The 23,883-nt window shown below is 71.4% G+C and carries 22 protein-coding genes; 5 read left to right on the plus strand and 17 right to left on the minus strand.

Annotated features, from left to right (window positions below; translation table 11 throughout):
• Positions 1-38: 38 nt before the first annotated feature.
• Complete coding sequence (locus tag Vqi01_RS27045) at positions 39-716, minus strand: dienelactone hydrolase family protein (RefSeq protein ID WP_204037974.1); 678 nt, start codon at positions 714-716, stop codon at positions 39-41.
• 183 nt (positions 717-899) lie between these two features.
• On the opposite strand from Vqi01_RS27045, the gene Vqi01_RS31100 reads away from it, so the two are divergent.
• Positions 900-1,082 (plus strand): hypothetical protein, encoded by a 183-nt coding sequence (locus Vqi01_RS31100; protein ID WP_239098700.1) that lies wholly within the window; start codon positions 900-902, stop codon positions 1,080-1,082.
• Positions 1,083-1,160: 78 nt separating this feature from the next.
• Here the strand turns inward: Vqi01_RS31100 and Vqi01_RS27050 are convergent, their stop codons facing one another.
• The 9 genes from Vqi01_RS27050 to Vqi01_RS27090 all read right to left on the minus strand — a co-directional run bounded on the left by Vqi01_RS27050 (position 1,161) and on the right by Vqi01_RS27090 (position 12,578).
• The gene (locus tag Vqi01_RS27050; RefSeq protein WP_204037940.1) at positions 1,161-3,536 is read right to left on the minus strand and encodes a glycoside hydrolase family 65 protein; all 2,376 of its coding nucleotides are present in this window, start codon (positions 3,534-3,536) and stop codon (positions 1,161-1,163) included.
• Positions 3,533-4,285, minus strand: a complete 753-nt coding sequence (locus Vqi01_RS27055; protein ID WP_204037942.1) for an HAD family hydrolase — start codon at positions 4,283-4,285, stop codon at positions 3,533-3,535. Before Vqi01_RS27055 ends, Vqi01_RS27050 begins: the two co-directional genes overlap by 4 nt.
• Positions 4,286-4,346: 61 nt before the next feature.
• Positions 4,347-4,811: a DUF4442 domain-containing protein gene (locus tag Vqi01_RS27060; RefSeq protein WP_204037944.1), complete on the minus strand. Its 465-nt coding sequence runs from the start codon at positions 4,809-4,811 to the stop codon at positions 4,347-4,349.
• Positions 4,812-4,934: 123 nt separating this feature from the next.
• Positions 4,935-5,081, minus strand: coding sequence for a DUF397 domain-containing protein (locus tag Vqi01_RS31105; protein ID WP_239098701.1), 147 nt, complete (start codon positions 5,079-5,081; stop codon positions 4,935-4,937).
• Between the two features lie 469 nt (positions 5,082-5,550).
• The gene (locus Vqi01_RS27070; RefSeq protein WP_372444447.1) at positions 5,551-6,909 is read right to left on the minus strand and encodes an ABC transporter ATP-binding protein; all 1,359 of its coding nucleotides are present in this window, start codon (positions 6,907-6,909) and stop codon (positions 5,551-5,553) included.
• A gap of 80 nt (positions 6,910-6,989) precedes the next feature.
• The gene (locus Vqi01_RS27075) at positions 6,990-9,155 is read right to left on the minus strand and encodes a bifunctional glycosyltransferase/CDP-glycerol:glycerophosphate glycerophosphotransferase (RefSeq protein ID WP_204037948.1); all 2,166 of its coding nucleotides are present in this window, start codon (positions 9,153-9,155) and stop codon (positions 6,990-6,992) included.
• A 17-nt stretch (positions 9,156-9,172) separates the two neighbouring features.
• A complete protein-coding gene (locus tag Vqi01_RS27080; RefSeq protein WP_204037950.1) occupies positions 9,173-11,008 on the minus strand; it encodes a DUF5941 domain-containing protein in 1,836 nt (611 codons plus the stop codon).
• The gene (locus Vqi01_RS27085; protein ID WP_443673876.1) at positions 11,005-11,670 is read right to left on the minus strand and encodes an ABC transporter ATP-binding protein; all 666 of its coding nucleotides are present in this window, start codon (positions 11,668-11,670) and stop codon (positions 11,005-11,007) included. Before Vqi01_RS27085 ends, Vqi01_RS27080 begins: the two co-directional genes overlap by 4 nt.
• Before the next feature lie 80 nt (positions 11,671-11,750).
• A complete protein-coding gene (locus Vqi01_RS27090) occupies positions 11,751-12,578 on the minus strand; it encodes an ABC transporter permease (RefSeq protein WP_204037953.1) in 828 nt (275 codons plus the stop codon).
• A gap of 237 nt (positions 12,579-12,815) precedes the next feature.
• Between Vqi01_RS27090 and Vqi01_RS27095 the strand changes: the two genes are divergently transcribed.
• Complete coding sequence (locus Vqi01_RS27095; RefSeq protein ID WP_204037955.1) at positions 12,816-13,022, plus strand: PspC domain-containing protein; 207 nt, start codon at positions 12,816-12,818, stop codon at positions 13,020-13,022.
• A gap of 153 nt (positions 13,023-13,175) precedes the next feature.
• Here the strand turns inward: Vqi01_RS27095 and Vqi01_RS27100 are convergent, their stop codons facing one another.
• The 7 genes from Vqi01_RS27100 to pdxH all read right to left on the minus strand — a co-directional run bounded on the left by Vqi01_RS27100 (position 13,176) and on the right by pdxH (position 19,252).
• A complete protein-coding gene (locus tag Vqi01_RS27100) occupies positions 13,176-13,913 on the minus strand; it encodes a DUF4230 domain-containing protein (protein ID WP_204037957.1) in 738 nt (245 codons plus the stop codon).
• Between the two features lie 106 nt (positions 13,914-14,019).
• Positions 14,020-15,186: an acyl-CoA dehydrogenase family protein gene (locus Vqi01_RS27105; RefSeq protein WP_204037959.1), complete on the minus strand. Its 1,167-nt coding sequence runs from the start codon at positions 15,184-15,186 to the stop codon at positions 14,020-14,022.
• Positions 15,183-15,488, minus strand: coding sequence for a type II toxin-antitoxin system VapB family antitoxin (locus Vqi01_RS27110; RefSeq protein ID WP_204037961.1), 306 nt, complete (start codon positions 15,486-15,488; stop codon positions 15,183-15,185). The genes Vqi01_RS27105 and Vqi01_RS27110 overlap by 4 nt, the downstream gene beginning before the upstream one ends.
• Before the next feature lie 189 nt (positions 15,489-15,677).
• Positions 15,678-16,280, minus strand: coding sequence for a nitroreductase family protein (locus Vqi01_RS27115; protein ID WP_204037963.1), 603 nt, complete (start codon positions 16,278-16,280; stop codon positions 15,678-15,680).
• 66 nt (positions 16,281-16,346) lie between these two features.
• Positions 16,347-17,276: an aldose 1-epimerase family protein gene (locus Vqi01_RS27120; protein ID WP_204037965.1), complete on the minus strand. Its 930-nt coding sequence runs from the start codon at positions 17,274-17,276 to the stop codon at positions 16,347-16,349.
• 18 nt (positions 17,277-17,294) lie between these two features.
• Complete coding sequence (locus Vqi01_RS27125) at positions 17,295-18,629, minus strand: MFS transporter (protein ID WP_204037967.1); 1,335 nt, start codon at positions 18,627-18,629, stop codon at positions 17,295-17,297.
• The gene (pdxH, locus tag Vqi01_RS27130; protein ID WP_204037978.1) at positions 18,626-19,252 is read right to left on the minus strand and encodes a pyridoxamine 5'-phosphate oxidase; all 627 of its coding nucleotides are present in this window, start codon (positions 19,250-19,252) and stop codon (positions 18,626-18,628) included. Before pdxH ends, Vqi01_RS27125 begins: the two co-directional genes overlap by 4 nt.
• 278 nt (positions 19,253-19,530) lie before the next feature.
• Here pdxH and Vqi01_RS27135 point away from each other — a divergent pair, with 278 nt between their 5' ends.
• From Vqi01_RS27135 to sepH, 3 genes are all read left to right on the plus strand, one after another.
• Positions 19,531-20,637: a citrate synthase 2 gene (locus Vqi01_RS27135; protein WP_204037968.1), complete on the plus strand. Its 1,107-nt coding sequence runs from the start codon at positions 19,531-19,533 to the stop codon at positions 20,635-20,637.
• Positions 20,638-20,958: 321 nt separating this feature from the next.
• Complete coding sequence (gene serC, locus Vqi01_RS27140) at positions 20,959-22,086, plus strand: phosphoserine transaminase (protein WP_204037970.1); 1,128 nt, start codon at positions 20,959-20,961, stop codon at positions 22,084-22,086.
• A gap of 211 nt (positions 22,087-22,297) precedes the next feature.
• Positions 22,298-23,365 (plus strand): septation protein SepH, encoded by a 1,068-nt coding sequence (gene sepH, locus Vqi01_RS27145; RefSeq protein ID WP_204037972.1) that lies wholly within the window; start codon positions 22,298-22,300, stop codon positions 23,363-23,365.
• The last annotated feature ends 518 nt before the right edge of the window (positions 23,366-23,883 follow it).

A 23,883-nucleotide genomic window follows, 5' to 3' on the forward strand; every position in this document is an offset into this window, starting at 1 on the left:
GCGAAAAGTGTGGGAAGGCAGGGGAGGGCAGGGCAGGGTCAGCGCGGACGGGAGGCGTTGACGGGGACGGGGAGGTGGTCCTGGAACCAACTCCTCGCCGCCTCGGCGACCTGTTCCAGGGTGCCGGGCTCCTCGAAGAGGTGGGTCGCGCCGGAGATCACCCGCAAGTCGGCCGGGGCCCTCAGCTGGCTCAGCGCCTCCTGGTTGAGGGCGATGACCTGCTCGTCGAGGCCGCCGACCAACAGCAGGGTGGGCGCGCGTACCTGGCCGAGGGCAGCACCGGCCAGGTCGGGGCGCCCGCCCCGGGACACCACGGCGCGTACCAGATCCGGTCGTTGCGCCGCCGCGACGAGGGCGGCGGCAGCACCCGTGCTGGCGCCGAAGAGCCCGATCGAGGCAGTCCCGCCGGGGCGCTCGTTGGCCAGCCAGTCCACGATCGCGGCCAGTCGTCCGGCGAGCAGACCGATGTCGAAGCGCAGCTCGGCGGTGACCGCGTCCACCTCGTCCTCGGGGGCGGTGAGCAGGTCGACCAGGACGGTACCGAGCCCGCCGGCGTTGAGCGCGTGCGCCACCGCCACGTTGCGGGGGCTGTGCCGGGAACTGCCGCTGCCGTGTGCGAACAGCACCACGCCGGCCGGTTCCGGCGGCACCAACAGGTCGGCCGGCAGGTCGACCTCCCCTGCCGGGATCGTCACCGTGCAGCCTCGTACGTCCATCATCGCCCTCCCCGCCGCGTCGGCACGCCTGCCGGATACCCGGACAGACCAGCCGCACGCCATCGCGATCCCACGTACGGCGCGCGGGCGCAGCGTTTGCGGGCGGGGCTGGCGGGTAGCCGACACCTCGACCGCAGACGGACCGGCGCCAGCGGCGCCGCCGACCAGATCGCGAGGACCGTCATGCCCCATCATGACCGTGAGCCCCGTCCTTCCGAGGCTGCCGAGCGCGAGCGTCGGGATCAGGACATCCAGCACGGCCGCGACTGGGCAGACGAGGCGGCTCAGGCACGTTCGGCCGGCGATACGAGAGCCAGGACGCCCCACGACGCCACCGGCCGACCATCGCAGGGCGAGCCCATCTGACCGCCGGGCCGGCGTGACCATCGTGGAGGGTTGGCCCGCCGGGCAACGAACCGCCGGGTCGGCGTCGAAACAGACGGGTCAGGTCGGGTTCTCCGGCAGGCGGAGCAGGGGCTCCCGGCCGGGGGCCTGCTCGACCGGGGGAAGATTCGCACGGGGTGGCGGGTTCGGTACGGTCACCGGCTCCACGCAGGTGACCCGGACCGGCTTGCCGTAATGGCGTAGCTCCAGCTCCGCGTCCGGGTCGGCGTGGTGCAGCGCGTACGTCGTCTCGTGCGACCGGATGTCGACCCGGAGCCGCATGCCGCACCACTGCAGCGCGAAGGCCAGGCGGTTCAGCCGGCTCGACAGGTGTGGCTCGAAGGACGGCACGCCATCGTGATCCCGTAGCCCGCCGAACCCGGCGACCAGTGCGATCCACGCCCCGGCGAGGGCGGCCATGTGCACCCCGTCGCGGGTGTTCTCGTTCAGGTCGTGCAGGTCCATCAGCGCCGCCTCGCGCAGGTAGCTGTGCGCCAGCTCCGGATAGCCGACCTCCGCCGCCAGCACCGCCTGGGTGCACGCCGACAGCGACGAGTCGCGCACCGTACGCCGCTCGTAGTAGAGGAAGTTACGCAACTTCTCCTCGGCGGTGAACGCGTCGCCGCGCCAGTGCATGGCCAGCACCAGATCGGCCTGCTTGATCACCTGCTTGCGGTACAGGTCGAAGTACGGATAGTGCAGCAACAGCGGGTACTTGTCCGGAGGCGTGCCCGCGAAGTCCCACTCCTGTAGCCGGGTGAAGCCATCCACCTGTTGGTGCACGTCGAGTTCGTCGTCGTACGGGATGTGCATGGCCGTCGCGGCGTCCCGCCAGGCGGCCGCCTCCTCGTCGGTCACGCCGAGGTGGTACGCCTCGTCGCGGTATCGTGTCGCGGCGTCGGCGGCGGCCAGCAGATTCCGCTGCGCCATCAGGTTGGTGTAGACGTTGTCGTTCTTGACGGCGGTGTACTCGTCCGGGCCGGTGACCCCGTCGATGTGGAACTGCCCGGCGCGGTCGTGGTGCCCGAGTGAGCGCCACAGCCGTGCGGTCTCGACCAGCAGGGTCAGCCCGATCTCGCGTTCCAGCTGACGGTCTCCGGTGACCAGCACGTACCGCCGCACCGCGTCGGCGATGCCGGCCGCGATGTGGAACCCGGCGGTGCCCGCCGGCCAGTAGCCCGACGATTCCGGTCCCTCGATGGTGCGCCACGGGAAGGCGGCACCGGCCAGGTTCAGCGTCCGGGCCCGCTCGTGGGCCTTCGACAGCGTCGCATACCGCCAGTAGAGCGCGTCGCGTACGGCCGCCGGATGGGTGTACGTCAGCACCGGCAGCACGAACATCTCGGTGTCCCAGAAGGCGTGCCCGTCGTATCCGGGGCCGGTGAGACCCTTGGCGGAGATCGGCCGCCGCTCGGCGCGGGCGCCGGCCTGGAGCACGTGGAACAGCCCGAACCGGACCGCCTGCTGCACCTCCGGGTCGCCGTCGACCTCCACGTCCGCGGCGTCCCAGAACTCGTCGAGGTATTCCCGCTGTTCGCGCGCCAGCCCGTCCCAGCCGTCCAGCCGGGCGGCGGCCAGCGCAGCGCCGACCTGGTCACGCAGGGCGGGCAGGGAGCGCCGGCTCGACCAGCCGTACGTCAGGTATTTCACCACGCAGAGCGTCTGGCCCGGTTCCAGCACGCACGCGACCGTGGTACGCACCCAGTCCTCGTACCCCTCGGACTCGGTGGTGGTGCGCGCCGGTGATTCGATTTCGTGCTCCATCGCGGCGGCGACCCGCAGACCGGAGACCTTGGTCCGGTGGATCAGCAGCCCGCCGTCGGGGGTGGTCAGCTCTTCCTCGGCCTCCAGCGGCGACTCCAGCACGGCGGCGACCCGTGGGTCGCGGCTCTGCGGCGGCAGCGTCTCGTTGGCCACCAGCTCGGACTGGATGATCAGCCGTAGCGGCTTGTCGTCGGCCACCGCCACCTCGTACCGGATCGCGGCGACCGAGCGCTGCCGGAAGGAGACCAGCCGGGTGCTGTTCACGCGGGCCTCGCGGCCGGCCGGTGAGCGCCAGTGCAGCGACCGGTGCAGGGTGCCGGAACGCATATCGAGAACCCGCTCGTGGGCGAGCACCTCGCCGTAGCGCACGTCCAGCGGCTCGTCGTCCACCAGCAGCCGGATCAGCTTGCCGTTGGTCACGTTGACGATGGTCTGGCCGGATTCGGGGAAGCCGAAACCGGCCTCCGCGTACGGCAGCGGACGCAGCTCGTAGAAGGAGTTGAGGTAGGTGCCCGGCAGGCCGTGCGGCTCACCCTCGTCCAGGTTGCCGCGTAGCCCGACGTGCCCGTTGGAGAGCGCGAAGACCGACTCGGACTGGGCGAGCACGTCCATGTCGAGCCGGGTTTCGCGCACGTGCCACGGCTCGACCGGGTACGCCCGTTCCCGGATCATTCGGGCCGTCCCGGGGCGAGCAACTCGGCCAGGTCGGTGATCACCACGTCCGCGCCGTGCGCGCGTAGCTCGCCGGCCTGGCCGGCACGGTCCACCCCGATCACGTACCCGAAGCCGCCGGCCCGGCCGGCCTCCACCCCGGCGAGTGCGTCCTCGAAGACAGCCGCCTGCTTCGGCTCGACCCCCAGCATTTTCGCTCCGGCGAGGAAGGTGTCCGGATGCGGCTTGCCACGCAGTCCTTCGGCGCGGGCGGTCAGCCCGTCGACCCGGGCCTCCAGCAGCGATTCCAACCCGGCGACGGCGATCACCTCCCGGCCGTTGGCGCTGGCCGTGACGACGGCTCGGCGCAGGCCGGCCTCGGCCACCGCCTTCAGGTATGTCACCGAGCCGGGGTAGACGTCCACCCCGATGCTGCGGATCCGCTCCAGCAGCAGGGCGTTCTTCTGGTTGCCGATGCCGTGTACGGTCTGCGTGCCCGGCGGATCGTCCGGCGTGCCCTCGGGCAGGGTGATGCCGCGCGAGGCGAGAAAGGTGCGTACGCCGTCGAGCCGGGGGCGCCCGTCGACATAGCGGTGGTAGTCCGGGCCGGGGTCGAACGGCTGGTACGGCTCACCGGCGGTGGTGGCGTGCCGGCGCAGAAAATCGTCGAAGGTCTCGGTCCAAGCGGCGTTGTGCACCCGGGCGGTCTGCGTCAGCACACCGTCCAGGTCGAAGAGACACGCGGTCACGTGAGCGGGCAGGCCGAGCATCCCCTCAATCTATCCACCGCGTCGCACCGGCAAACATGCTTCGGCGTCGAGCCGATCCGCGTCAGTTCGGGCGCAGGGTCCAGATGACGGTCATCTCGGAGGTCGGCTTGCCCTCCTCGGTGGCGATCTCGACGCGTACCGGAAATTCCGGTCGCTCGCCGGCCGCCAGCTCCGCAGCCACCTCGGCCGGCGCGCGCCCCAGCCGGGCCGTCGCCCGCACCGGCCCCAGAGCGAGCTTGCGGTACGCGATCTCCGCGCGCACCGCCAGCGGCGTGGCCCGGTCGAGCAGGTGGCCGAAGGCGGCGAGCACCACCGCGCCGGAGGCGGTCTCGCCGAGGGTGAACATGGCCCCGGCGTGCGGGCCGCCGACGTGGTTGTGGGTGGCCGGCGAGTCGGGCAGCCGGACCACCGCCCGGACCCCGCCCTCCGCCTCGGGGGCCACCTCGACAAACTCAAATCCGAGCGTACGGGCGAAGGGCACCGCCGCGAGCATGCCGGCCGCCACCTGCCGCGAGTCGATGGTCATACCCACTCACGTTACTAGCCGGTAACTTACCTGGCAAGGCGACCGGGAACCCGATCGGTGGCAGTGCAGCTGCTCGACACGCCGATCCGGAGCACAGCTGGGCTGCCACCGATCGGGGGTTCCTCAGCGCTGCTTCGCGTAGGCCAGGAAGGAGCGCCGGGTGTTCGGGGCGAAGGTGAGGACCGGGCCCTGCCGGTCCTTGCTGTCGCGCACCGCGACCACCCGCGCCAGTTGCGGATTGCCGCACGGCGGATTGCGGCTTTGCCGCACGGCGTTAGCCGCACGAAGGTTGACCCTGTCGAGCTGAGAGCGTGAACGGATCGCGGCCCTCGCCTGGTCAGTGACAAACGGTGCGCCGATTCGCAGCCCACCATCGCCAGAAACATCGTGTGATGGCATAAACGGTTCAGCTCGACAGGGACAACAGGGCATCACGTCCCTGGCCGCAAGCCGCCACCAGGAAATAGGCCCTGCCGGGACCGGCCCTGCCGGAACCAGCCGTGCCGGCAGCAGCAGTGGCTGCACGGCATTGATCTGCGAACGGCTGGGCAGCCATCAACCGAACACGACCATCGCCAGCGGGGGCAACACGTTCGGCCCGGATTGAGCAGTTGCGCCTGCAATCTCAGCCATGCGTTACCGACCGGACCCACGGCAACAGGACGCTTCTCTCCTGGCAGGCGTTAAAAAGGGGCCCTTCCTCTACCGCAGGCGTTAATAGGGGGCCCTTCCTTACACCTCAGCGCCAGCCGATGTCGATGCGGTCGCCGCGGTCGTCGAAGAAGTGCAGGGCGTCCATGCGTACCTTGATGGCCAGCGGGTGGCCGGCGGTGACGGCGGGGTAGGGCGCGAGGCGGACGGCCAGTTCGGCGGGGCGACGGTGGTGGCGGCCGGTGTCGGGCAGGACGCTGGTGCGGTTGTTGTCGGCGGGCATCGACGCCAGCTCGCTGCTGGTGCGGGCGGTGAAGCGCTGCATCACCTGGCTGAAGCGGCGCAGGCCGCGCTGTCCGGTCGGGGTGTCGCCGTCCGGCGCGGCACCGATCTCGTCGACCATGATCGCGGTGGCGCCGATGTCGAGGAAGGCCAGCGACTCGTGGCCGTGGTGTTCGAGGTAGCGGATCCGGCCGTGGAGCACGTCGCCCGGGGAGTCCGGGGCGACCGGGGTGAGCGCCTCCGCCCGCATCCCGACCACGATCCGCTCGCCGTGGTAGTGCGCCACGGCACGGCTGCGGATGTCGTCCCAGGGCAGGTAGAGAGCCTGTTCGCCGAGGGTGAGGGTGACGTACCGGTCGAGGTGGACGTAGACCGACGCCTCCAGCAGGTTCATCCGCGGGCTGCCGAGGAAGGCGGCCACGTAGAGGGTCGCCGGGCGGTTGTACACCTGGGTGGGGGTGCCCACGTCCTGCAGGACGCCCTTGCGCATGATGGCGACCCGGTCGGCCATGGTCAGCGCCTCGGCCTGGTCGTGGGTGACGTACATGGTGGTGACGCCGAGTTCCCGGGTCAGGCCGGAAATCTCGGCCCGCAGCTCGGCCCGCAGGCCGCTGTCCAGGTTGGAGAGTGGCTCGTCCATCAGGAACAGCCCCGGTCGGCGGACGATAGCCCGGCCCATCGCGACCCGCTGCCGCTGCCCGCCGGAGAGCTGGCTGGGCCGCCGCTCCAGCACGTCGCCGATGCCGAGTGCGCTGGCCACGTCGGTGACCCGCTCGCCGCGTGGGGCCGGTTCCACGCCGGCCAGCTTGAGCGGGAAGGCGATGTTGTCCCCCACGCTCATGTGCGGATAGAGCGCGAAGTCCTGGAAGACCATGGCGATTTTCCGGTCCCGGGGTGGCAGCTCGTTGGCGAGTTCCCCGTCGAGCATCACCGCGCCGGTGGTCGGCTCCTCCAGCCCGGCGACCATCCGCAGCACGGTCGATTTGCCGCAGCCGGACGGCCCGAGCAGGACCATGAACTCGCCATCGTTGATGTCGAGGTTGATGCTGTCCACCGCGACGGTGCCGTCTCGGAAGACCTTGGTGACATCTTTGAGCGCGACGGTGGTCACCGTCTCCTCCCCCACATCGTCGGCGGAACCCCGCTTGACTGTGACCAGGATCATCGCGGTCGCACATCGGGTAAACGTGTCATGTTCAGGTCGTGGCAGACCTATTACGCTCCCTCGATTGACGTAACCGCATCTCAGGCGGGTGGCTCGCCGAGGAAGACCCGGCGAACCACCCGTTCGGCGGCGTGTCCGTCCTCCAGCGCGCAGAACCGCTCCCGGAACCGGGCCCGTGCCTGGTCGGCGGCGGGCGAGTACGCCTCCCCCCGGCGGAACACGTCGAGCAGCCCGGCGAAGGTGCGCGCCACCGGGCCGGGCGCCTCGGCGGTGATGTCGAAGTAGACACCCCTGGTCAGCCGATACGCGTCCCAGTCCGGGGCGTACACCACGATCGGCCGGTCCAGGACGGCGTAGTCGAACATCGCCGAGGAGTAATCGGTGACCAGCACGTCGGCCGCGAGGTAGAGATCCTCGACCCGGGGGTGGCCGCTGACGTCGACGATCCGTTCCCGGTTGGCCGGGTGCCGCGCCCGCCGGTCCACCTCCTGGAAGTAGTGGCAGCGGATCAGCAGCAGCCCGGACGGGCCGAGCGCGTCGAGCAACCGCTGCGGGTCGAAGGGCGGCCGGTACCGGGGCAGGTGCTCGCGGTGCGTCGGGGCGTACAGCACCACCTGCTCGCCGAGGCCGGCGCCGAGCGCGGCGCGCAGCCGCAGCACCTCCTCGGCGGTGGCGGTGACCAGTCGGTCGTTGCGTGGATACCCCACCTCCAAAGTGGTGTACGCGGCCGGATAGGCACGTTCCCACATCTGGGTGGAGAAGCTGTTCGAGGTGATGCTGAAGTCCCACCGGTCCACCCGGCGCAGCAGCCCGGCGAAGTCCATCCCAGTCGCGCCCAGCGGGTACCGCTGCTGGTCCAGCCCCATCACCTTGACCGGCGTGCCGTGGTGGGTCTGCACGTGCACCGAGCCCGGCCGCTTGACCGCCGAGTCCGGAAAGTTGACGTTGTTGACCAGCCACCGTGCCCGAGCCAGCATCCGGTGGTACGCGGCCGTCCCGGCCACCACGTACTCGATCCCCTCGGGCAGGGTGTGCACCCGGTCGCGACGGACGATCCACACGCCCCGGATCTGCGGCGCCAACTGCCGGGCCGTCGCGTAGATCGCCGCCGGGTTGCAGGCGTAGCCGCGGTACCAGTAGGCCGCGTAGAGGGCGAGGTTCTCGTCGAGCGGGCGGTGCAGTTCCGCCCGGTGGTATCCGCGCAGCGTGAGGTCCCGCGCCGCCCGTGCGGCGATCCCGGCCGGCGGGAAGACGCGGCGGACGATCCTCCCCATCCGATTGGTGGCGCGCAGGGCGCTGAACGTGCGCCACCGGCCGGCCGCCACCAGCCGGTGCTTGAGCCCTTCGACGCCGTCGGGTATCCGGTGCCCGCCCGGTGGCCGGAACCGGGCGTGCTCGATCGTCACCCGGGAGAAGAAAGCCGGCCGCAGTTCGGGGGCGATCCGGTCGCCGTTGCCGAGCACGGCGAGGTAGTGCCACATCATCCGCTCGAAGACCGCCGACCGCAGTTGCCCGGCGCCGAGCCGGTCCACCTCCCGGAACACCCGGTGCCACTGCTCGAACACGTCGAAGTGCCGCTCTCCCCGGGTCCTGGTGATCGCCCCCGCCCGGCGCTGCCGATAGCGCACGCAGACCACGTCGAGCACGCCGATCCGGTCGGCGGCCAGCAGCAGTGGATAGCTGAACGACACGTCCTCGTACCAGCCGGGGGCGAAGCGCAGCCCGATGTCGATCAGGAACCGCCGCCGGACCAGCTTGTTCCACGCGGTGTGCAGCAGTTCCAGCGTCTCCGGCTGATCGACGAGCCGGAACGTGACCGCGCCCGGCGGCTCCGGGAAGACCTGCTCCATCGCGCTGCGGGTGACCGTGTCGTCCCAGTGCGCCCGGACGTGGTCGACCAGCAGCACGTCGGGTCGGGTGTCGCGCAGTCGCGCGGCGACCTCGGTGAGGCAGTCCGGGGCGAGCCAGTCGTCGCCGTCGACGAACCAGACGTACTCGCCGACGGCCTGGTCCAGGCCGGCATTGCGGGCCGGGCCGAGCCCGACGTTGCGGTCCAGCCGGACCACCCGTACCCGGTCGTCGCGGGCCGCGTACTCGTCGAGGATGTCGCCACTGGCGTCGGGCGAGCAGTCGTCGACGCCGATCACCTCGATGTCGGCGACCGGCTGGCCGAGGATCGAGTCGAGGCATTCCCGCAGGTAGCCCTGCACGCGGAAGGCCGGGACGACGAAGCTGATCAGCGTCATCGTCGTCCCTGCCCCCGTCAGATCGTCGCGCGACCTCCCGCACCTGCCGGCACCCGCGCGGCCCGGGTCGGCCGGACGAACCAGGCCAGCACGACGCTCACCACGAAGAGCACCAGGAGGTAGATACCGAGTGTAACCAGGGCGATACTCACAATTCCGGCGATCGCCGCCAGTGCCAGCAACAGCGAGCGCCCCTCCCACCCGAGGGTGGCGGCGTGCAGCGGCGGGGCGGCCTGCCGCTTCTCCAGCCGGGCCACCAGGTCGTAGTGGTGCAACGTGAGCACGAAGACGTACCCGAAGATCAGCCAGGCCGGCGCTCCGCCGATCACTCCGACCGCGATGGCGAACAGATACTCCACTGCCCGCAGCGCGGCCGGCACCAGCCAGTCCAGCGGCCCCGGACGGCGCCGCACCGGCAGTCGGGCGGCCAGCGGGCCGTCGTCGCGGTGCAGGGTCGCGTCGACCGTGTCCAGCACCGACATCCCCATCCAGCGCGCCCGCAGCGTACGCAACGCACCGGTGTACGCGAACGCCAGCACTCCCCAGGTCAGCACGGCGAGCAGGGCGACCCGCTGGTCGAACAGCGCCACGGCCAGCGCGATCAGCGCCCACCGTTCCCCGATCGGGAAGACCACCGTCCGTTTGAGCCAGTACGACAGCGAACCCGTCTCGGCCTGCACCCGGGTGGACGCGGCGTTCAGCCGGTCGCCGATGCCCCCGCCGCCGGTGCCGACGTCCTTCGGCCGGCGGGCCGCCTCGTCGTGCAGTACGCCGTACCAGGCGTCGGTCATGTGCCGCACGGTCTGCAACGTCATCGCGGCGATTGCCAGCGCCCAGCCGTACCGGAACCCGGCCGCCGTGGCGCCCCAGCCCAGGCCGGCGTAGACCAGGTACTCCTTGGCGCGGTCGGCCATCGTGTCCAGCCAGCCGCCCCAGGCGCTGAAGTTGCGGGTGTACCGGGCCAGTTGACCGTCCACGCAGTCCAGCACGAACCCGAGGTAGAGCAGGATCGCGCCGGCCACCAGCGCCGGCCGGCCGCCGGTGGCGAAGAACGCCGCCGCAGCCACCGCGAACACCACCGACAGCATGGTGACGGCGGTCGGGCTCAGCCCGATCCGGGCCGCCGCCTTGGTGACGTACGGCGACCAGGTGCTGACGAAGTAGGTGGTGAAGAAGTCGTCCTTCTCCTTCACCGACAGCCGCAGTTCGGCTCGGTCCTCGGGCACAGCGGCGATCGCCGCCTCCGCCCCGGCCAGCCCGGCCGCGTCGTCGACCCGTCGCGCGACCAGCAGGCGTACCCGATGAGCGAAGACCAGCGTCCCCTGCCCGGTGAGTCCGGCGAAGACCCGGTCCACGGCGGGCCCGGTCGACGACTGCCCGGCCGAGCCGGAGCCGGCCGACAACTCCTCGGCCGCCGCGGTACGGGCAGCGGCGACCAGCGCCGGCACGTCGTCGCGGCGGACCCGCACGGCGCCACCGAAGATGCCGGTGGCATCGCCCTCCAGCCGCTCCGGCGGACCGGCGTCGACCACCTGGCCGCGCTCCTCGCGTACCGCCGTCCGCCCGCCGGTGGGCGCTTCGGTGAGCACCAGGGCCACGGTCGCACCCACCGGGCTGGTCAGCAGATGCCGCAGTACGGCGGTGTGCGCGACCAGGTCGGCGGCGCTGACCAGCACCGGCCCGTCAGCCTGGCCCGCCAGGTCGGCCAGCTCGTCGAGGTCGGCGGCGACCCGCACCTCGGACACCCCCGCCCGGCGCCACTGGGCGGCCAGCCGGTCGGTCAGCGATTCACCGCCGCCTGTCGGTAGGCTCGCGGCCGGCGCCCCGGCGGCGAGCACGATCGCGAGGGTCACCGGTTGACCGCGTCGTCGTACGCGGCCAGCGCCTCGGCGATCGTGCCGTCGACGCTCAGCCGGCCCGCGTCGAGGTAGAGCCCTCGGCGGCAGAACCGGGTCAGATCGTTTTCGTTGTGTGAGACCAGCACCAGAGTGCGCCCCTCCCCGAGCAGACGGTCGATGGTCGTGTAGCACTTCGCGCGGAACTCCGCGTCCCCAACCGCCGTCACCTCGTCCATCAACAGGATCGGGTGCGGCAGGTGGGAGATGATCGCAAAGCCGAGCCGGACCTTCATGCCGGACGAGTAGTGCCGTACCGAGGTGTCGATCGCCTGCTCGACCTGCTCGCCGGCGAACGACACGATCTCGTCGAAGTGCCGCTTCAGGTACGCCGACGACAGCCCGTGCAGGCCGCCCACCAGGTAGAGGTTCTCTCGCCCGGTCAGATCGCTGGAGAAGCCGGCGGAAAGTTCCAGCAGTGGGGCGACGTCGCCGGAGACCCGGATCCGCCCCTCGTCGGGGATCAGCACCCCGGCGATCAGCCGCAGCAGGGTGCTCTTGCCGGTGCCGTTGCGGCCGATGACCCCGACGGTCTCGCCCGCCGCGATCGAGAAGCTGACGTTCCGCAGCGGCCAGAACTGCCCCTCGGCGCCGCCCCGCCGGCCCCGATGGATGACCAGTTCCCGAAGCCGCAGTTGCCGGCGACGGTTGCGGACGAACCGGATGCCGAGCCCGTCCGCCTCGATGATCGCGTCGGCCATCAGAGTTCCTTGAGCACGGCGGGTTCGAGCCGGCGGAACGCCCACCAGCCGGCGACGAGCACCAGCACGCTGATGCCGATGGTGGTGACGAGCATCCGGGCGGCCGGAAACTCGTCCGGGTACCACACCGCGTGGTGCAGTTGGAAGATGCCGACCAGCGGGTTGAGTTCGTAGCCCACCTTGAGCCAGTCGGGCAGCCCCGAACTGCGGACCAGGCTCAACGGATAGATGATCGGCGTGGCGTAGAAAAGCACCCGGATCACCAGACGCATGAACCGCTCCACGTCCCGCATCAGCACGTTGCACGCCGACAGCAGCAGCGCGACTCCGATCAGCAGGGTGGCCTGCACCAGCACCGCGAGCGGCAGGGCCAGCAGCGACCAGCCCGGCTCGATCCGGCCGTGGGCGGCGTAGAAGATCGCGATGGCGGCCAGGATCGGTACGCCGGCGGCGTACTCGGCGAAGCGGCCGGCGACCCGGCCGATCGGGAACACCTGTCGGGGCAGGTTCATGGTGGTGATCAGCCGGGACTGGCCGGTCAGAGCGTTGGTCGCCTCGTTCAGCGCCGAGTTGGTCCACATCCAGGCGAAGATCCCGGTGATCAGGAAGAGGGGGTACGACCCGGCGGCGTCGCCCAGGTGACGGTTGGTGTCGCGGGAGTAGAGCACGCCGAAGACGAACCAGTAGATGGCTCCCATGCCCAGCGGTTCGATCAGCGACCAGAGGTAGCCCAGCGCCGACTGCTGGTACTTCACCGCGAGATCGCGCCGGACCAGGATGCGCAACGAGTTGCGGTGCGACCACAACGCCCCCACGCCAGAGGTCACCGCCGTCTCCTGCCTGCGCAACGGACGACAGGTTAACAGTGCACGACATCCGGCGAGCCGAAAGGCCCGCATTGATCATGCCACGTGCGGTGCCGCCCAGGCGTCGCGGGCTGGCCGCACGGGTAAGCACCTACGGGTCAGGGGAATGGCGTTCCTCCTCTGGACCGAGGGCGGAGTGGCCATCCGTTTCTAACGTTGACTACGACAAGCGGCGCACCGCCGCAGAGGGGAAGTGCCATGAGCCGCAAACTCGTCCGGCCCCGGCAGGGGCGCATGTTCGCCGGGGTCTGCGCCGGCCTGGCCCAGCGATTCGGAATTTCGGCCGGGATCGTCCGGCTGCTGTTCCTGCTGTCGCTGCTGCTGCCCGGCACCCAGGTGATCATCTATCTGGCGCTCTGGATCATCATGCCCAACGAGGACCGCTACCCCGTCGCCGGCTACTGACCACCCACAGCCGTCACCGGCAACTTCGGGAAAGTTGCTGCCTCCGGGCACCGGCAGACAGCACTCTCCCCGAAGTTGCCGAGCCGATCGGGCGGTGCGGGCGGGGCAAGCGGGGATGGCGAGGGCGGGGAGGGCGAGGGCGGCGGGGGCGGGTCAGGGCGCGACGTACGTGACGGTCACCCGCTCGTAGCCGAGCGAGCCGAGCAGCCCTTCGAGCATCTTGCGGGTGTTCTCCTCGGCCCGCGTGGCCAGGCCACTCTCCCGGGCAGCGGCGGTGATCCGATCCTCGGCCAACCGGTAGACCTGCTGCTGCCGGTTCGGGTCGCCACCGATCAGGTCGCCGACCCGGTTGAGCAGGCCGCGCTCCTCCGCGAAGACGTAGCTCTTGTCCAGGTCGAGATTGGTCTCGGCGAGCTGCGGCGCAGGCAGTTTGATCTCGACGGATTTGCCGTCCGCCGACGGCACGACCGCCCCCTCGGCGAGCGCGCCGAAGTCGACGTACGCCTCGACGCTGCCCGCGCCGACGAAGAGCGTCCGCTGGTTGAGCAGCCAGTCCGGCACGTGGCGCCGGTCGTTCTGCAGGTCGACGACGACCTGGAAGTTGCCTTCGGCGGCCACGTAGCGGCTGAGATCCCGCATCGACTCCAGCAGCGCGGGCTGGCTGCGATCGGTCTGCTCCTTGGTGAACGGGTTGCGGAACTGAGGCAGGATCCCGGCGGTCTGCACGCCGAGCAGCAGCACCACCGCCAACGCCGCCGCGCCGAGCACCCAGAGCAGGGCGCGCACCGCACCGCCGCCCGACGACGAGGGCGAGCCGTCCGACTGATCCGGGTGCAACTCGACCTCGGGATATGCGCTGGTGGGCTCGTTGATGCCGCCGTCGCGTGCCATCGCCCTCACCGTCCTCGTCAGACGCGTTGTCTGTTGATGACGGTAAGCCCCCGGTACGACAGCCGCTCGCCGAGTGGCACGGCTTCGCGTTTTCGCAGGTGAACCCTCAGGTGAAAGCGGCCACGCCGGTGAGCTTCTGCCCGATCACCAGTTGGTGGATCTCCGACGTGCCCTCGTAGGTCAGCACGCTCTCCAGGTTGTTGGCGTGCCGCATCACCGGATAGTCGCCGGAAACCCCGTTCGCCCCGAGGATGGTGCGGCACTGGCGGGCGATGGCCAGCGCCTCGCGTACGTTGTTGAGCTTGCCCACGCTGACCTGCTCGGGGCGCAACTGCCCGGCGTCGGCCAGCCGGCCGAGCCGCAACGCCAGCAGGTAGCCCTTGTTCCACTCGACCGTCAGGTCGGCGAGCTTGGCCTGGGTGAGCTGGAAGCCGGCCAGCGGCCGACCGAACTGGGTGCGGGTCCTCGCGTACGCCAGGGTGGTCTCCAGGCAGTCGCGGGCCGCGCCGAGCGCGCCCCAGACGATGCCGTGCCGGGCCTCGGTCAGGCAGCTCAGCGGCGCCTTCAGCCCGATCGCGTCGGGCAGTCGCGCGGCGGCCGGCAGCCGGACGTCGTCGAGCGAGATCTCGCCGGTCACCGAGGCGCGCAGTGACATCTTGCGGCCGATCTCGCGCGCCGTCACGCCGGGAGTGTCCATCGGTACGGCGAAGCCGCGCACGCCGTCGTCGGTGCGGGCCCAGATCACCGCCACGTCGGCAATCGACGCATTGGTGATCCACATCTTGCTGCCGGTCAGCACCCAGTCGTCGCCGTCGCGGCGCGCCCGGGTGGCCATCGACGCCGGGTCGGAGCCGTGTTCCGGCTCGGTCAGCCCGAAGCAGCCGATCGCCTCGCCGGTCGCCATCGCCGGCAACCAGCGCTGCTTCTGCTCCTCGCTGCCGTAGCGCCAGATCGCGTACATGGCCAGCGACCCCTGCACCGAGACCAGGGACCGGACGCCGGAATCGCCGGCCTCCAGTTCCAGGCAGGCCAGCCCGTACGCGACCGCCGACGAGCCCGCGCAGCCGTACCCGGACAGGTGCATGCCGAGCAGCCCCAGCTTGCCGAACTCGCGGGCCAACTCCCGGGCCGGCACCTGACCCGCCTCGTACCAGCCGGCGACGTGCGGGCGGACCCGGTCGTCCACCACCTGCCGCACGACGGCGCGGATTTGCCGCTCCTCATCGGTCAGCAACGAGTCCAGGTCGAGCAGGTCGATCGGGCTCGAGCTCACTCGACCGGCCCGGCGAGCACGAACACCCGTGCGTGGATCTGGTTTCGCTGCTGCAGTGCGGCGCGCAGCGCGCGGTGCAGGCCGTCCTCCAGGTAGAGGCCACCGTTCCACTGCACCACGTGCGGAAAGAGGTCGCCGTAGAAGGTGGAGTCCTCGGCGAGGAGCTTGTCCAGCGCCAGCTCACGCTTGGTGGTGATGAGCTGGTCCAGTCGCAGCGGGCGGGGTGGAATCTCCGCCCACTGCTTGAGGGTCAGATTGTGTTCCGGGTAGGGACGCCCGTCCCGGACCGCTCTGAAGATCACGACGGCACGCTCCCCTCCCCCTGGCCGGGACGAGCCGCGACACCGGGCCGGCTCGCGGCATGGCGCCGCGATCCGCAGCACCGATGACCTTGCCAGCGTAGCCGCACCCCGCACCCCACGTTCTGCTCCCTGATGCCAGTTTCGCTACCGGTCGTCCGGTAGCAACCGGACGAAACCCACCACTTCGGGTCAGCTCCACCGCCCTCGCCGGACAACCTCTTCCACCGGACGGCGCCCCCGGCGCAGTGATGGTGACCGGTGGTCGGGCGCACGGTAACCTACCGTGATCGCGCCGATCGGATCGTACGCCTCCGGCACGCCGAAAGCCGCGCGGTAGGACTCCAGCCGCTGCGGCGGGATGCCGAAGAAACAGGCGCCGAGCCCTTCGTCGACCGCGGTCAACATCATCAGCAGCGCGGCGAAGCCGGTGTCGACGTACCAGTACGGCACCGGCCAGCGTTCCGTCGACCGGTCCGCCCAGCCCTTGTCCGGTTCCGCGTAGCGCTCCAGGTAGGCCGAGCGGTTCGCGTGCGGCACCACGATCAGTGGGGCGCGGCGCATCCCGGCCAGCCAGCGCTCCCTCCCGCCCCCCTCCGGGGTGCTGGCCGCCCAGAAGCGTTCCCGGTCGGCCGGCTCCTCCAGCACCAGGAACCCCCAGCCCTGCGCGAAACCCGCCGACGGGGCCCGCACCGCGTGCTCCAGCAATCGCTGGACCACCTCCGGCGGGACCGGACGGTCCGGGTCGTAGTTGCGCACCATTCGGCGTCGCCGTACGACCTCCGCGAACTCCACGCTGTGCTCCTCACCCGCCCCCGGCAGACCCGGACCCACCGCCTGGTTGAGCCGGCACTCGACGGCTCAACCGCCGGGCCGGATGCCCCAGACGCCGCGCCAGGTCTCCCCCGGCGCCAGGACGATCAGATCCCGACCGGAGCGGAACGCGTCCGGCGGGCAGGTCATCGGCTCCACCGCGACCGACCGGCGGTACCGCTCACCGGGCTGCGTGTCACCGGTGTAGATCTGCCACCAGCCGAACTGCGCATCGGCCCAGATCCGCAGCCCGCCCGTGCCGTCCGGGCCGGTGAGGGTCACCGCCGAGCCCTCGTCGGCGTCCCGCACCACCTGCCCGAAGGCGTGATCGAGCACCGCGTCGCCGATGCGGCGCGGCTCAGTGTAGTCGTACTCGGTGCCGGCGACCCGGGTCACGCCGACCGGCAACAGCCGGCTGTCCACCACCATCCGGGTCTGTGCGGGTACCCGCAGCGCAATGTCCTCCACCGCCACCCCGGGCAGGCGCAGGTACGGGTGTACGGAGAAGCCGAACGGCGCCGGCTCGACACCGACGTTCGTCACCTCGTGCTCGCCCCGCAGCCCGTCCGCCGCCACGCTCCACCGGGTACGCAGCCGCAACGGCCACGGGTAACCCGGCTGCGGCAGCAGGTCGTAGCCGATCGTGACCTCGTCCGGCCGCTGCTCGATCAGCTGCCACGACGCCCAGTTCACCAGGCCGTGCAGGGCGGTGTACCGCTCCGGCTCGGTGATGTTGAGCTGTAGCGAACGCCCGCCGAAGGTGTAGACGCCGTCGCGGATCCGGTTCGGCCAGGGCGCCAGCACCTGACCGGCCGAACCGGGGCACATCTCGTCGGTGGCGTACCCGTCGAGGTGCTCGACACCGTCCTGCCGGTAGGTGCGCAGTCCGCCACCCACCTCGACGATCACCGCCTCGTGGCCGGCGGCGGAAATGGTCCACTGTGCCCCGGACAGGGGACGCGGCTCGCGGGTTTCCATGTCGCCAGACCCTAGCCGTCAGGTGCGGCTGTCCGCTCGCCGCGGTCGGCGATCGCCGGAAACGTCATCCCCGCTGGACCCGGTCTGCGTGCGGTAGCGGGCCAGCGCCGGGAACGCCACGGCGAGCAGCACCGCGAGCGCCGCGGCCGCCAGACCGCCACCGACCCAGGCCACCCCGCTGCCGAGGCCGGCCCCCGTCACGCCGGCCCGCAGGTCGCCCAGGCGCGGCCCGCCAGCCACCACGACCGTGTTGACTCCCTGGAGCCGCCCACGCATCCGGTCCGGCGCGTAGACGATCAGCATCGACTGCCGCACCACTGAACTGACCAGGTCTGCCGCCCCGGCCAGCACCAGCAGCGCGACGACCAGCCAGAGGTGCCGGGCCAGCCCGGCCAGCGCCACCGCGACGCCCCAGCCGACGACGGCCAGCACCAGCACCAGCCCCTGCCGGCTGACCCGGCCGATCCAGCCGGACAGCAGCCCGGCGAGCAGCGAGCCGATCGCGATCGAGCTGTACAGCCAGCCCACCGCCGCGCCGCCGCCGAACCGTTCGGTCGCCACCTCGGGAAAGAGCGCCCGAGGAAAGGCGAACACCATCGCGATCAGGTCGATAGCGAAGGAGAGCAACAGCACCGGAGCGCCTGCCAGGTAGCGCACGCCGTCGACGATGCTGCGCAGCCCGGCCTGCCGGGGCTCGCCGTCCGGGTCCGGCTCGGGCGGCATGGCGGGCAGCCGCAGCGCCGCCCAGACCAGGGCCACGAGCAGCATGGCGTCCAGCCCGTACGCGACCGGCAGCGCGACCCGGAGCTCGAAGGCGGCGAGGATCAAACCGGCGGCCAGCGGACCGAGCACCGAGGTGGCCATCGCCGTGGTGAAGTTCAGCGTGGTGGCGGCGGGCACCAACTCGGCCGGGACCAGCCGGCCGACCAGCGCGGCGCGGGCCGGACTGGCGATCGCGAACGACACCGAGCTCAGCGCCACCAGGGCCAGCAGCAGCACCGGGCTGCCGACGCCCAGCAGGGCCTGCGCCAGCAGCCCCAGCACGGAGACCCAGAGCAGCACCGAACCGCCCAGCAGCACCCGGCGCCGGTCTGCGGCGTCGGCCACCGCACCGCCCCACAATCCGAAAACCAGCAGCGGTACGAAGGCGGCGACGCCGAGCAACCCCACCCAGAGCGAGTCCTTGGTCAGCGCGTACATCTCCACCGGTACGGCGACCGCGGTGAACTGGAAGCCGAACATCGCGATGCCGTTGCCGAGCCACAGCCGCCGGTACGCCGGCACCCGCAGCGGACGCAGGTCGATCGCCCAGCGGCGCTGCTCGCGCGGCCGGGTGGTGTCGGTCGCGGTCACGGAGCCAGCCGCTCCACGGCCCAGCCGCCGTCGGTACGGCGGAAACGCAGCCGGTCGTGCAGCCGGCTGGCCCTGCCCTGCCAGAACTCGACCGACTCGGGCCGCACCCGCAGCCCGCCCCAGTGCGCGGGGGCGGGGATGGGGTCCACGTCGGCGAAGCGCTCCGCCGCCGCGCGGTAGGCGTCGTCCAGCGCGGCCCGGTCCGGCAGCACCGACGACTGGGCGCTGGCCCACGCGCCCAACTGGGAGCCGCGCGGCCGGCTGGCGAAGTACGCCTCGGTCTCCGCCCGCCCGACCGGCTCCACCGAGCCGGCGACGATCACCTGCCGCTGCATCGGGAACCAGGGGAAGACCAGGCTGGCGTGCGGGTTGGCGAGGGCGTCGGCTCCTTTGCGGGACCGGTAGTTGGTGAAGAAGACGAAGCCCTCCGGGTCGTACCCCTTGAGCAGCACGGTCCGCGCGCTCGGCCGCCCGGCGGCGTCGGCGGTGCCCGCCACCATGGCGTTCGGCTCGGGCAGCCCGGCAGCCACCGCCTCGGCGAACCAGCGGTCGAACTGGGTGTGCCAGTCATCCGCCAGGTCGGCCTCGATCAGCCCGGCCCCGGCGGCGTACTCGTGGCGCATTCCCGCTGGCAGCGGTGTGTCCCCCGTCACGTACCCTCCCCTGCGCACCAGGCCGACGCCGGCCCGACCAGCATGTACGGTCCAGTCTTGCCGAACGGGCGACGACCCACGGGTCCGGGGATGTCGTGTGCAGCACATCGACGGCGTCTCGCGTACCCGATCACCAGCGGGCAAGATGTCACGAACACATCCCTGAGGGTCGCCTAAGGCGCTCACCCGGCCGGGGCCGGGACACCGAGCCCGGGCGGGCGCACCGACGACACACCAGGAGTAGTGAGATGGCCGATTTCAAACCCGGACTTGAGGGCGTCGTAGCGTTCGAAACCAAGATCGCCGAGCCCGACCGCGAGGGTGGCGCGCTGCGCTATCGCGGGGTCGACATCGAGGACCTGATCGGTCAAGTCTCCTTCGGCAACGTCTGGGCGCTGCTGGTCGACGGCCGGTTCGGCCCCGGCCTACCGCCGGCCGAGCCGTTCCCGGTGCCCGTGCACTCCGGCGACATCCGGGTCGACGTACAGTCCGCCGTGGCGATGCTCGCCCCGTACTGGGGATTGCAGCAGATGCTGGACATCTCCGACGAGCAGGCCCGCGAGGACCTGGCCCGGGTGTCGGTCACCGCGCTCTCCTTCGTCGCCCAGTCCGCCCGCGGTCTCGGGCTGCCGGCGGTGCCGCAGAAGGAGATCGACAAGGCCTCGACAGTGGTCGAGCGCTTCATGAAGCGGTGGCGCGGCGAGCCCGACCCGCGGCACGTCAAGGCCGTGGACGCGTACTTCATCTCGGCGGCCGAGCACGGCCTGAACGCCTCCACCTTCACCGCCCGGATCGTCGCCTCCACCGGCGCCGACTCCGCCGCCTGCATCTCCTCCGGCATCGGCGCACTCTCCGGCCCGCTGCACGGCGGTGCGCCGTCGCGGGTGCTGAGCATGCTGGAGGCGGTCGAGCGCAGCGGCGACGCCGAGAGCTACGTCAAGGGCGTGCTCGACCGGGGCGAGCGGCTGATGGGCTTCGGCCACCGGGTGTACCGGGCCGAGGACCCGCGCGCCCGGGTACTCCGCCGCACCGCCAAGGAACTGGGCGCGCCGCGGTTCGAGGTCGCCGAGGCGCTGGAGAAGGCCGCCCTGACCGAGTTGCAGGCCCGCCGGCCGGACCGGGTGCTCGCCACCAACGTCGAGTTCTGGTCCGCCGTGGTGCTCGACTTCGCCGAGGTGCCGGCACACATGTTCACCTCCATGTTCACCTGCGCCCGGATGGGCGGTTGGAGTGCGCACATCCTGGAGCAGAAGAAGCTCAAGCGCCTCGTCCGCCCCTCCGCCCGCTACGTCGGCCCGGGCCCCCGCAAGCCGCACGAGGTCGACGGCTGGGACACCCTCCCCCACAGCGCCTGAGGTGTAAGGAAGGGCACCTTATTAACGCCTCATGCATAGGAAGGTGCCCTTCTTAACACTCAGCCTGCCCTGCTGGGCGCCGACGTCCGGTCAGATCGGGGCCGGGGCGGGGTGGGGAAGGTGCGGCTGTGGTGGATACCTCATGGTTCGGCGTGGGACAAGGGGCCGGTCAGGCCACCGCTGGTGCGAGGATGAGAATCGGCAGTGTTGCCGGACCGGGGCCCGAATTTCGACCGAGCCGTGCGGGCCACGCATGGCGTCGCCGATCCGCACCGGCGTGACCGGGCCCGCCCCCGCCCATTCGGAAGGATCTTCAAGATCGTGGCTGACGCACCGACCATCCGGATTCCCGACGAGATCAAGCCCGCCGACGGCCGATTCGGCTGCGGGCCGTCCAAGGTCCGTCCGGCCGCGGTCTCCGCGCTCGCCGAGGTGGCGACCAGCTACCTGGGCACCTCGCACCGGCAGAAGACCGTCCGCGACCAGGTGGCTCGGCTGCGCTCCGGCATCGCCGAGTTCTTCTCCCTCCCCGAGGGCTACGAGGTGATCATCGGCAACGGTGGCACCACCGCGTTCTGGGAGGTCGCCACGTTCGGCCTGGTCCGCGACCGGGCCCAGTTCGCCAGCTTCGGCGAGTTCGGTGCCAAGTTCGCCAGGGCCGTCAAGGACGCGCCCTTCCTCGGCGAGCCCACGATCCGCAAGTCGGACGCGGGCAGCGCGCCGACCCTGGTCGCCGAGGCGGGCGTGGACGTCTACGCCACTCCGCACAACGAGACCTCGACCGGCGTGGCGGTGCCGATCAGCCGGGTGGCCGGCGCCGACCCGGGCTCGCTGCTGCTGGTCGACGCCACCTCCGGCGCCGGCGGGCTGGAGGTCAACGTCAGCGAGACCGACGTCTACTACTTCGCCCCGCAGAAGTGCTTCGGCTCCGACGGTGGACTCTGGCTGGCCCTGATGTCGCCGGCCGCGCTGGAGCGGGCCGCCGAGATCAAGGCGTCGGGTCGGTACATCCCGGCCTTCCTCGACCTGGTCACCGCGATCGACAACTCGCGGCTGGAGCAGACGTACAACACCCCGGCGCTGGCCACCATCTTCCTCGCCGCCGAGCAGACGGACTGGATGAACTCCCAGGGCGGGTTGGCCTGGGCGGCCAAGCGCACGGCCGAGAGCGCCGCAATCGTGTACGGCTGGGCCGAGCGCTCCTCCGTCGCCACGCCGTTCGTCACCGACCCGGTGCTGCGCTCCAACGTGGTCGCCACCATCGACTTCGCCGACGGGGTGGACGCCACCGCGATCGCCAAGGCGCTGCGCGCCAACGGCATCGTGGACACCGAGCCGTACCGCAAGCTGGGCCGCAACCAGCTGCGGATCGCGCTCTTCCCAGCCGTCGAGCCCGCCGACGTGGAGGCGCTGACGGCGTCCATCGACTACGTCGTCGAGCGGCTGTAACCGGTCCACGACGTACGGCCATGGGCCCGGCCGCCCAACTCAGGGCGGCCGGGCACGGCTGAGCCGTCGGACAGCGGCGGAGCAGCCCGGATCTGCCCATCCGCCGGGCGTGGCGTCTCCCACCTGGCAGCGAATGGGCGTACGGTGGTACGCAACGCCCGGGTGGCCGGCTCGTGGCGTACGGCCAGCGAAGCGGGACGGAGGCAACGCGATGCGCCCAGTACGCTTCGTCGCCCTCTCCGAGGACGGCCAGGCCCTGGTGCTCGCCGACGAGGTCGGGCGACTGCTCGCCCTGCCCATAGACGAGCGTGTCGCCGGAGCACTGCACGCCGAGCCGGGCGCACCCGCGCTCGCGGTGGCTTCCACCGCCGATCCGGTGCCGTCGCTGTCGCCACGGGACATCCAGGCTCGGATCCGCGCCGGTGAGTCCGCCGAGGACGTCGCCCGCATCGCGGGCGTTCCGGTCGACCGGGTGCTCCGCTATGCCGGGCCGGTGCTCCAGGAGCGGGCGATGCTCGCTCAGCACGCCCGCCGCACCCGGCTGAAGGGCGCCGAGAAGCCGACGCCGCTCGCCGAGGTGGTCAACGGCCGGCTCGCGCAGCACGGGATCGACACCGAGAAGATTTCCTGGGACGCGTGGCGCCGCGACGACGGCACCTGGCGGATCGTCGCCACCTGGCCGTCCGGGAAGGCCACCGCGCAGGCGGCCTGGGATCTGGACAAGACCCGCCAGTCGGTGACCCCGCACGACGACATGGCACAGTACCTCTGCGCCGAGCGCCCGACCCCGATTCTGGGTCAGGACCCGGCGCCGGAGCGGAGCGGTCACGCCCTGCCCACTCCGTCGCGCGGCGAGCCGAGCCGGGGCGGGCACGGGTTGCCCGCGCCCGCCGACCCGAGCCGGTCGGGCCGTGACCCGATCCGGGCCGGCCGGGACGCCCTGCTCGCCTCGCTCGACCGGCCGCTCGGCTCGACCTCGGGCCGCAGTCTCGAGCCCCGGTCGCCGGCCGCGCTGGCCGGGTCGGACTCGCCCCGGCAGCGGGCCGTCAGCGGCGGGGCAGCCGCGCTGCTCGGCGGTGGTCAGGGCTCGGCGTTCGACGACGACTCCGACGCGCCGAAGGAGGTTCCGGCCGTACCCTCGCTCGCCGTGCTCCGACCGCGCCGACAGGGCGCGACTGCGTCCGAGACGTCCGACGCCTCCGGCAAGCCGCGCAAGCGGCTGCCCAGTTGGGATGATGTTCTCTTCGGCAGCGGCCCCGCAGCCCGCGAGTCCTCCTAAACTCGGGAGTAGACCCCTTCTCCCTCCCGATTAGGCTCGCTCCGCGCAGCGGAGCGAGATGCGGGTGGCGAACACCGTGGTGGCGCACCTTGCCCTCGCCTCGTGAAGGACTAACCGCACCGCTCTCCGCCCACCGCACCAACACGCCCCGGCTGTCGCCGCACCCTACCCCGCCCTGCCCCGGCCGCCGATCTGCCCGTTAGACCGAGCCACCGCGCCCGATATACCCCAAAGATCACCCTATCTCGGTGGATCTTGGACTCGGAAGGCCCCTCTGGGGGCAGAAAGCGTCCAAGATTGCCTGCCGGGAGCGATCTGGCCAGGGGATGGGCGCGGGGTGAGCCGCTGCCCGCGAGGCGCCCCGGAGGAGACCGGCGATCTGACCGGTAAGCAGACCCACTATGCGCCGATCCTGCCCCGCTTTCACGCCTGCGAGGCCGTCCCCCTCAAGGAGATCGGCGATCTTGCACTTTCTGCCGGGGCGAAAGCCCTGTAAAGGACCTATCGGCGACCGAAAG

It is taken from the genome of Micromonospora qiuiae, from assembly GCF_016863555.1.
In the GTDB taxonomy this organism is placed as follows: Bacteria; Actinomycetota; Actinomycetes; order Mycobacteriales; family Micromonosporaceae; genus Micromonospora; species Micromonospora qiuiae.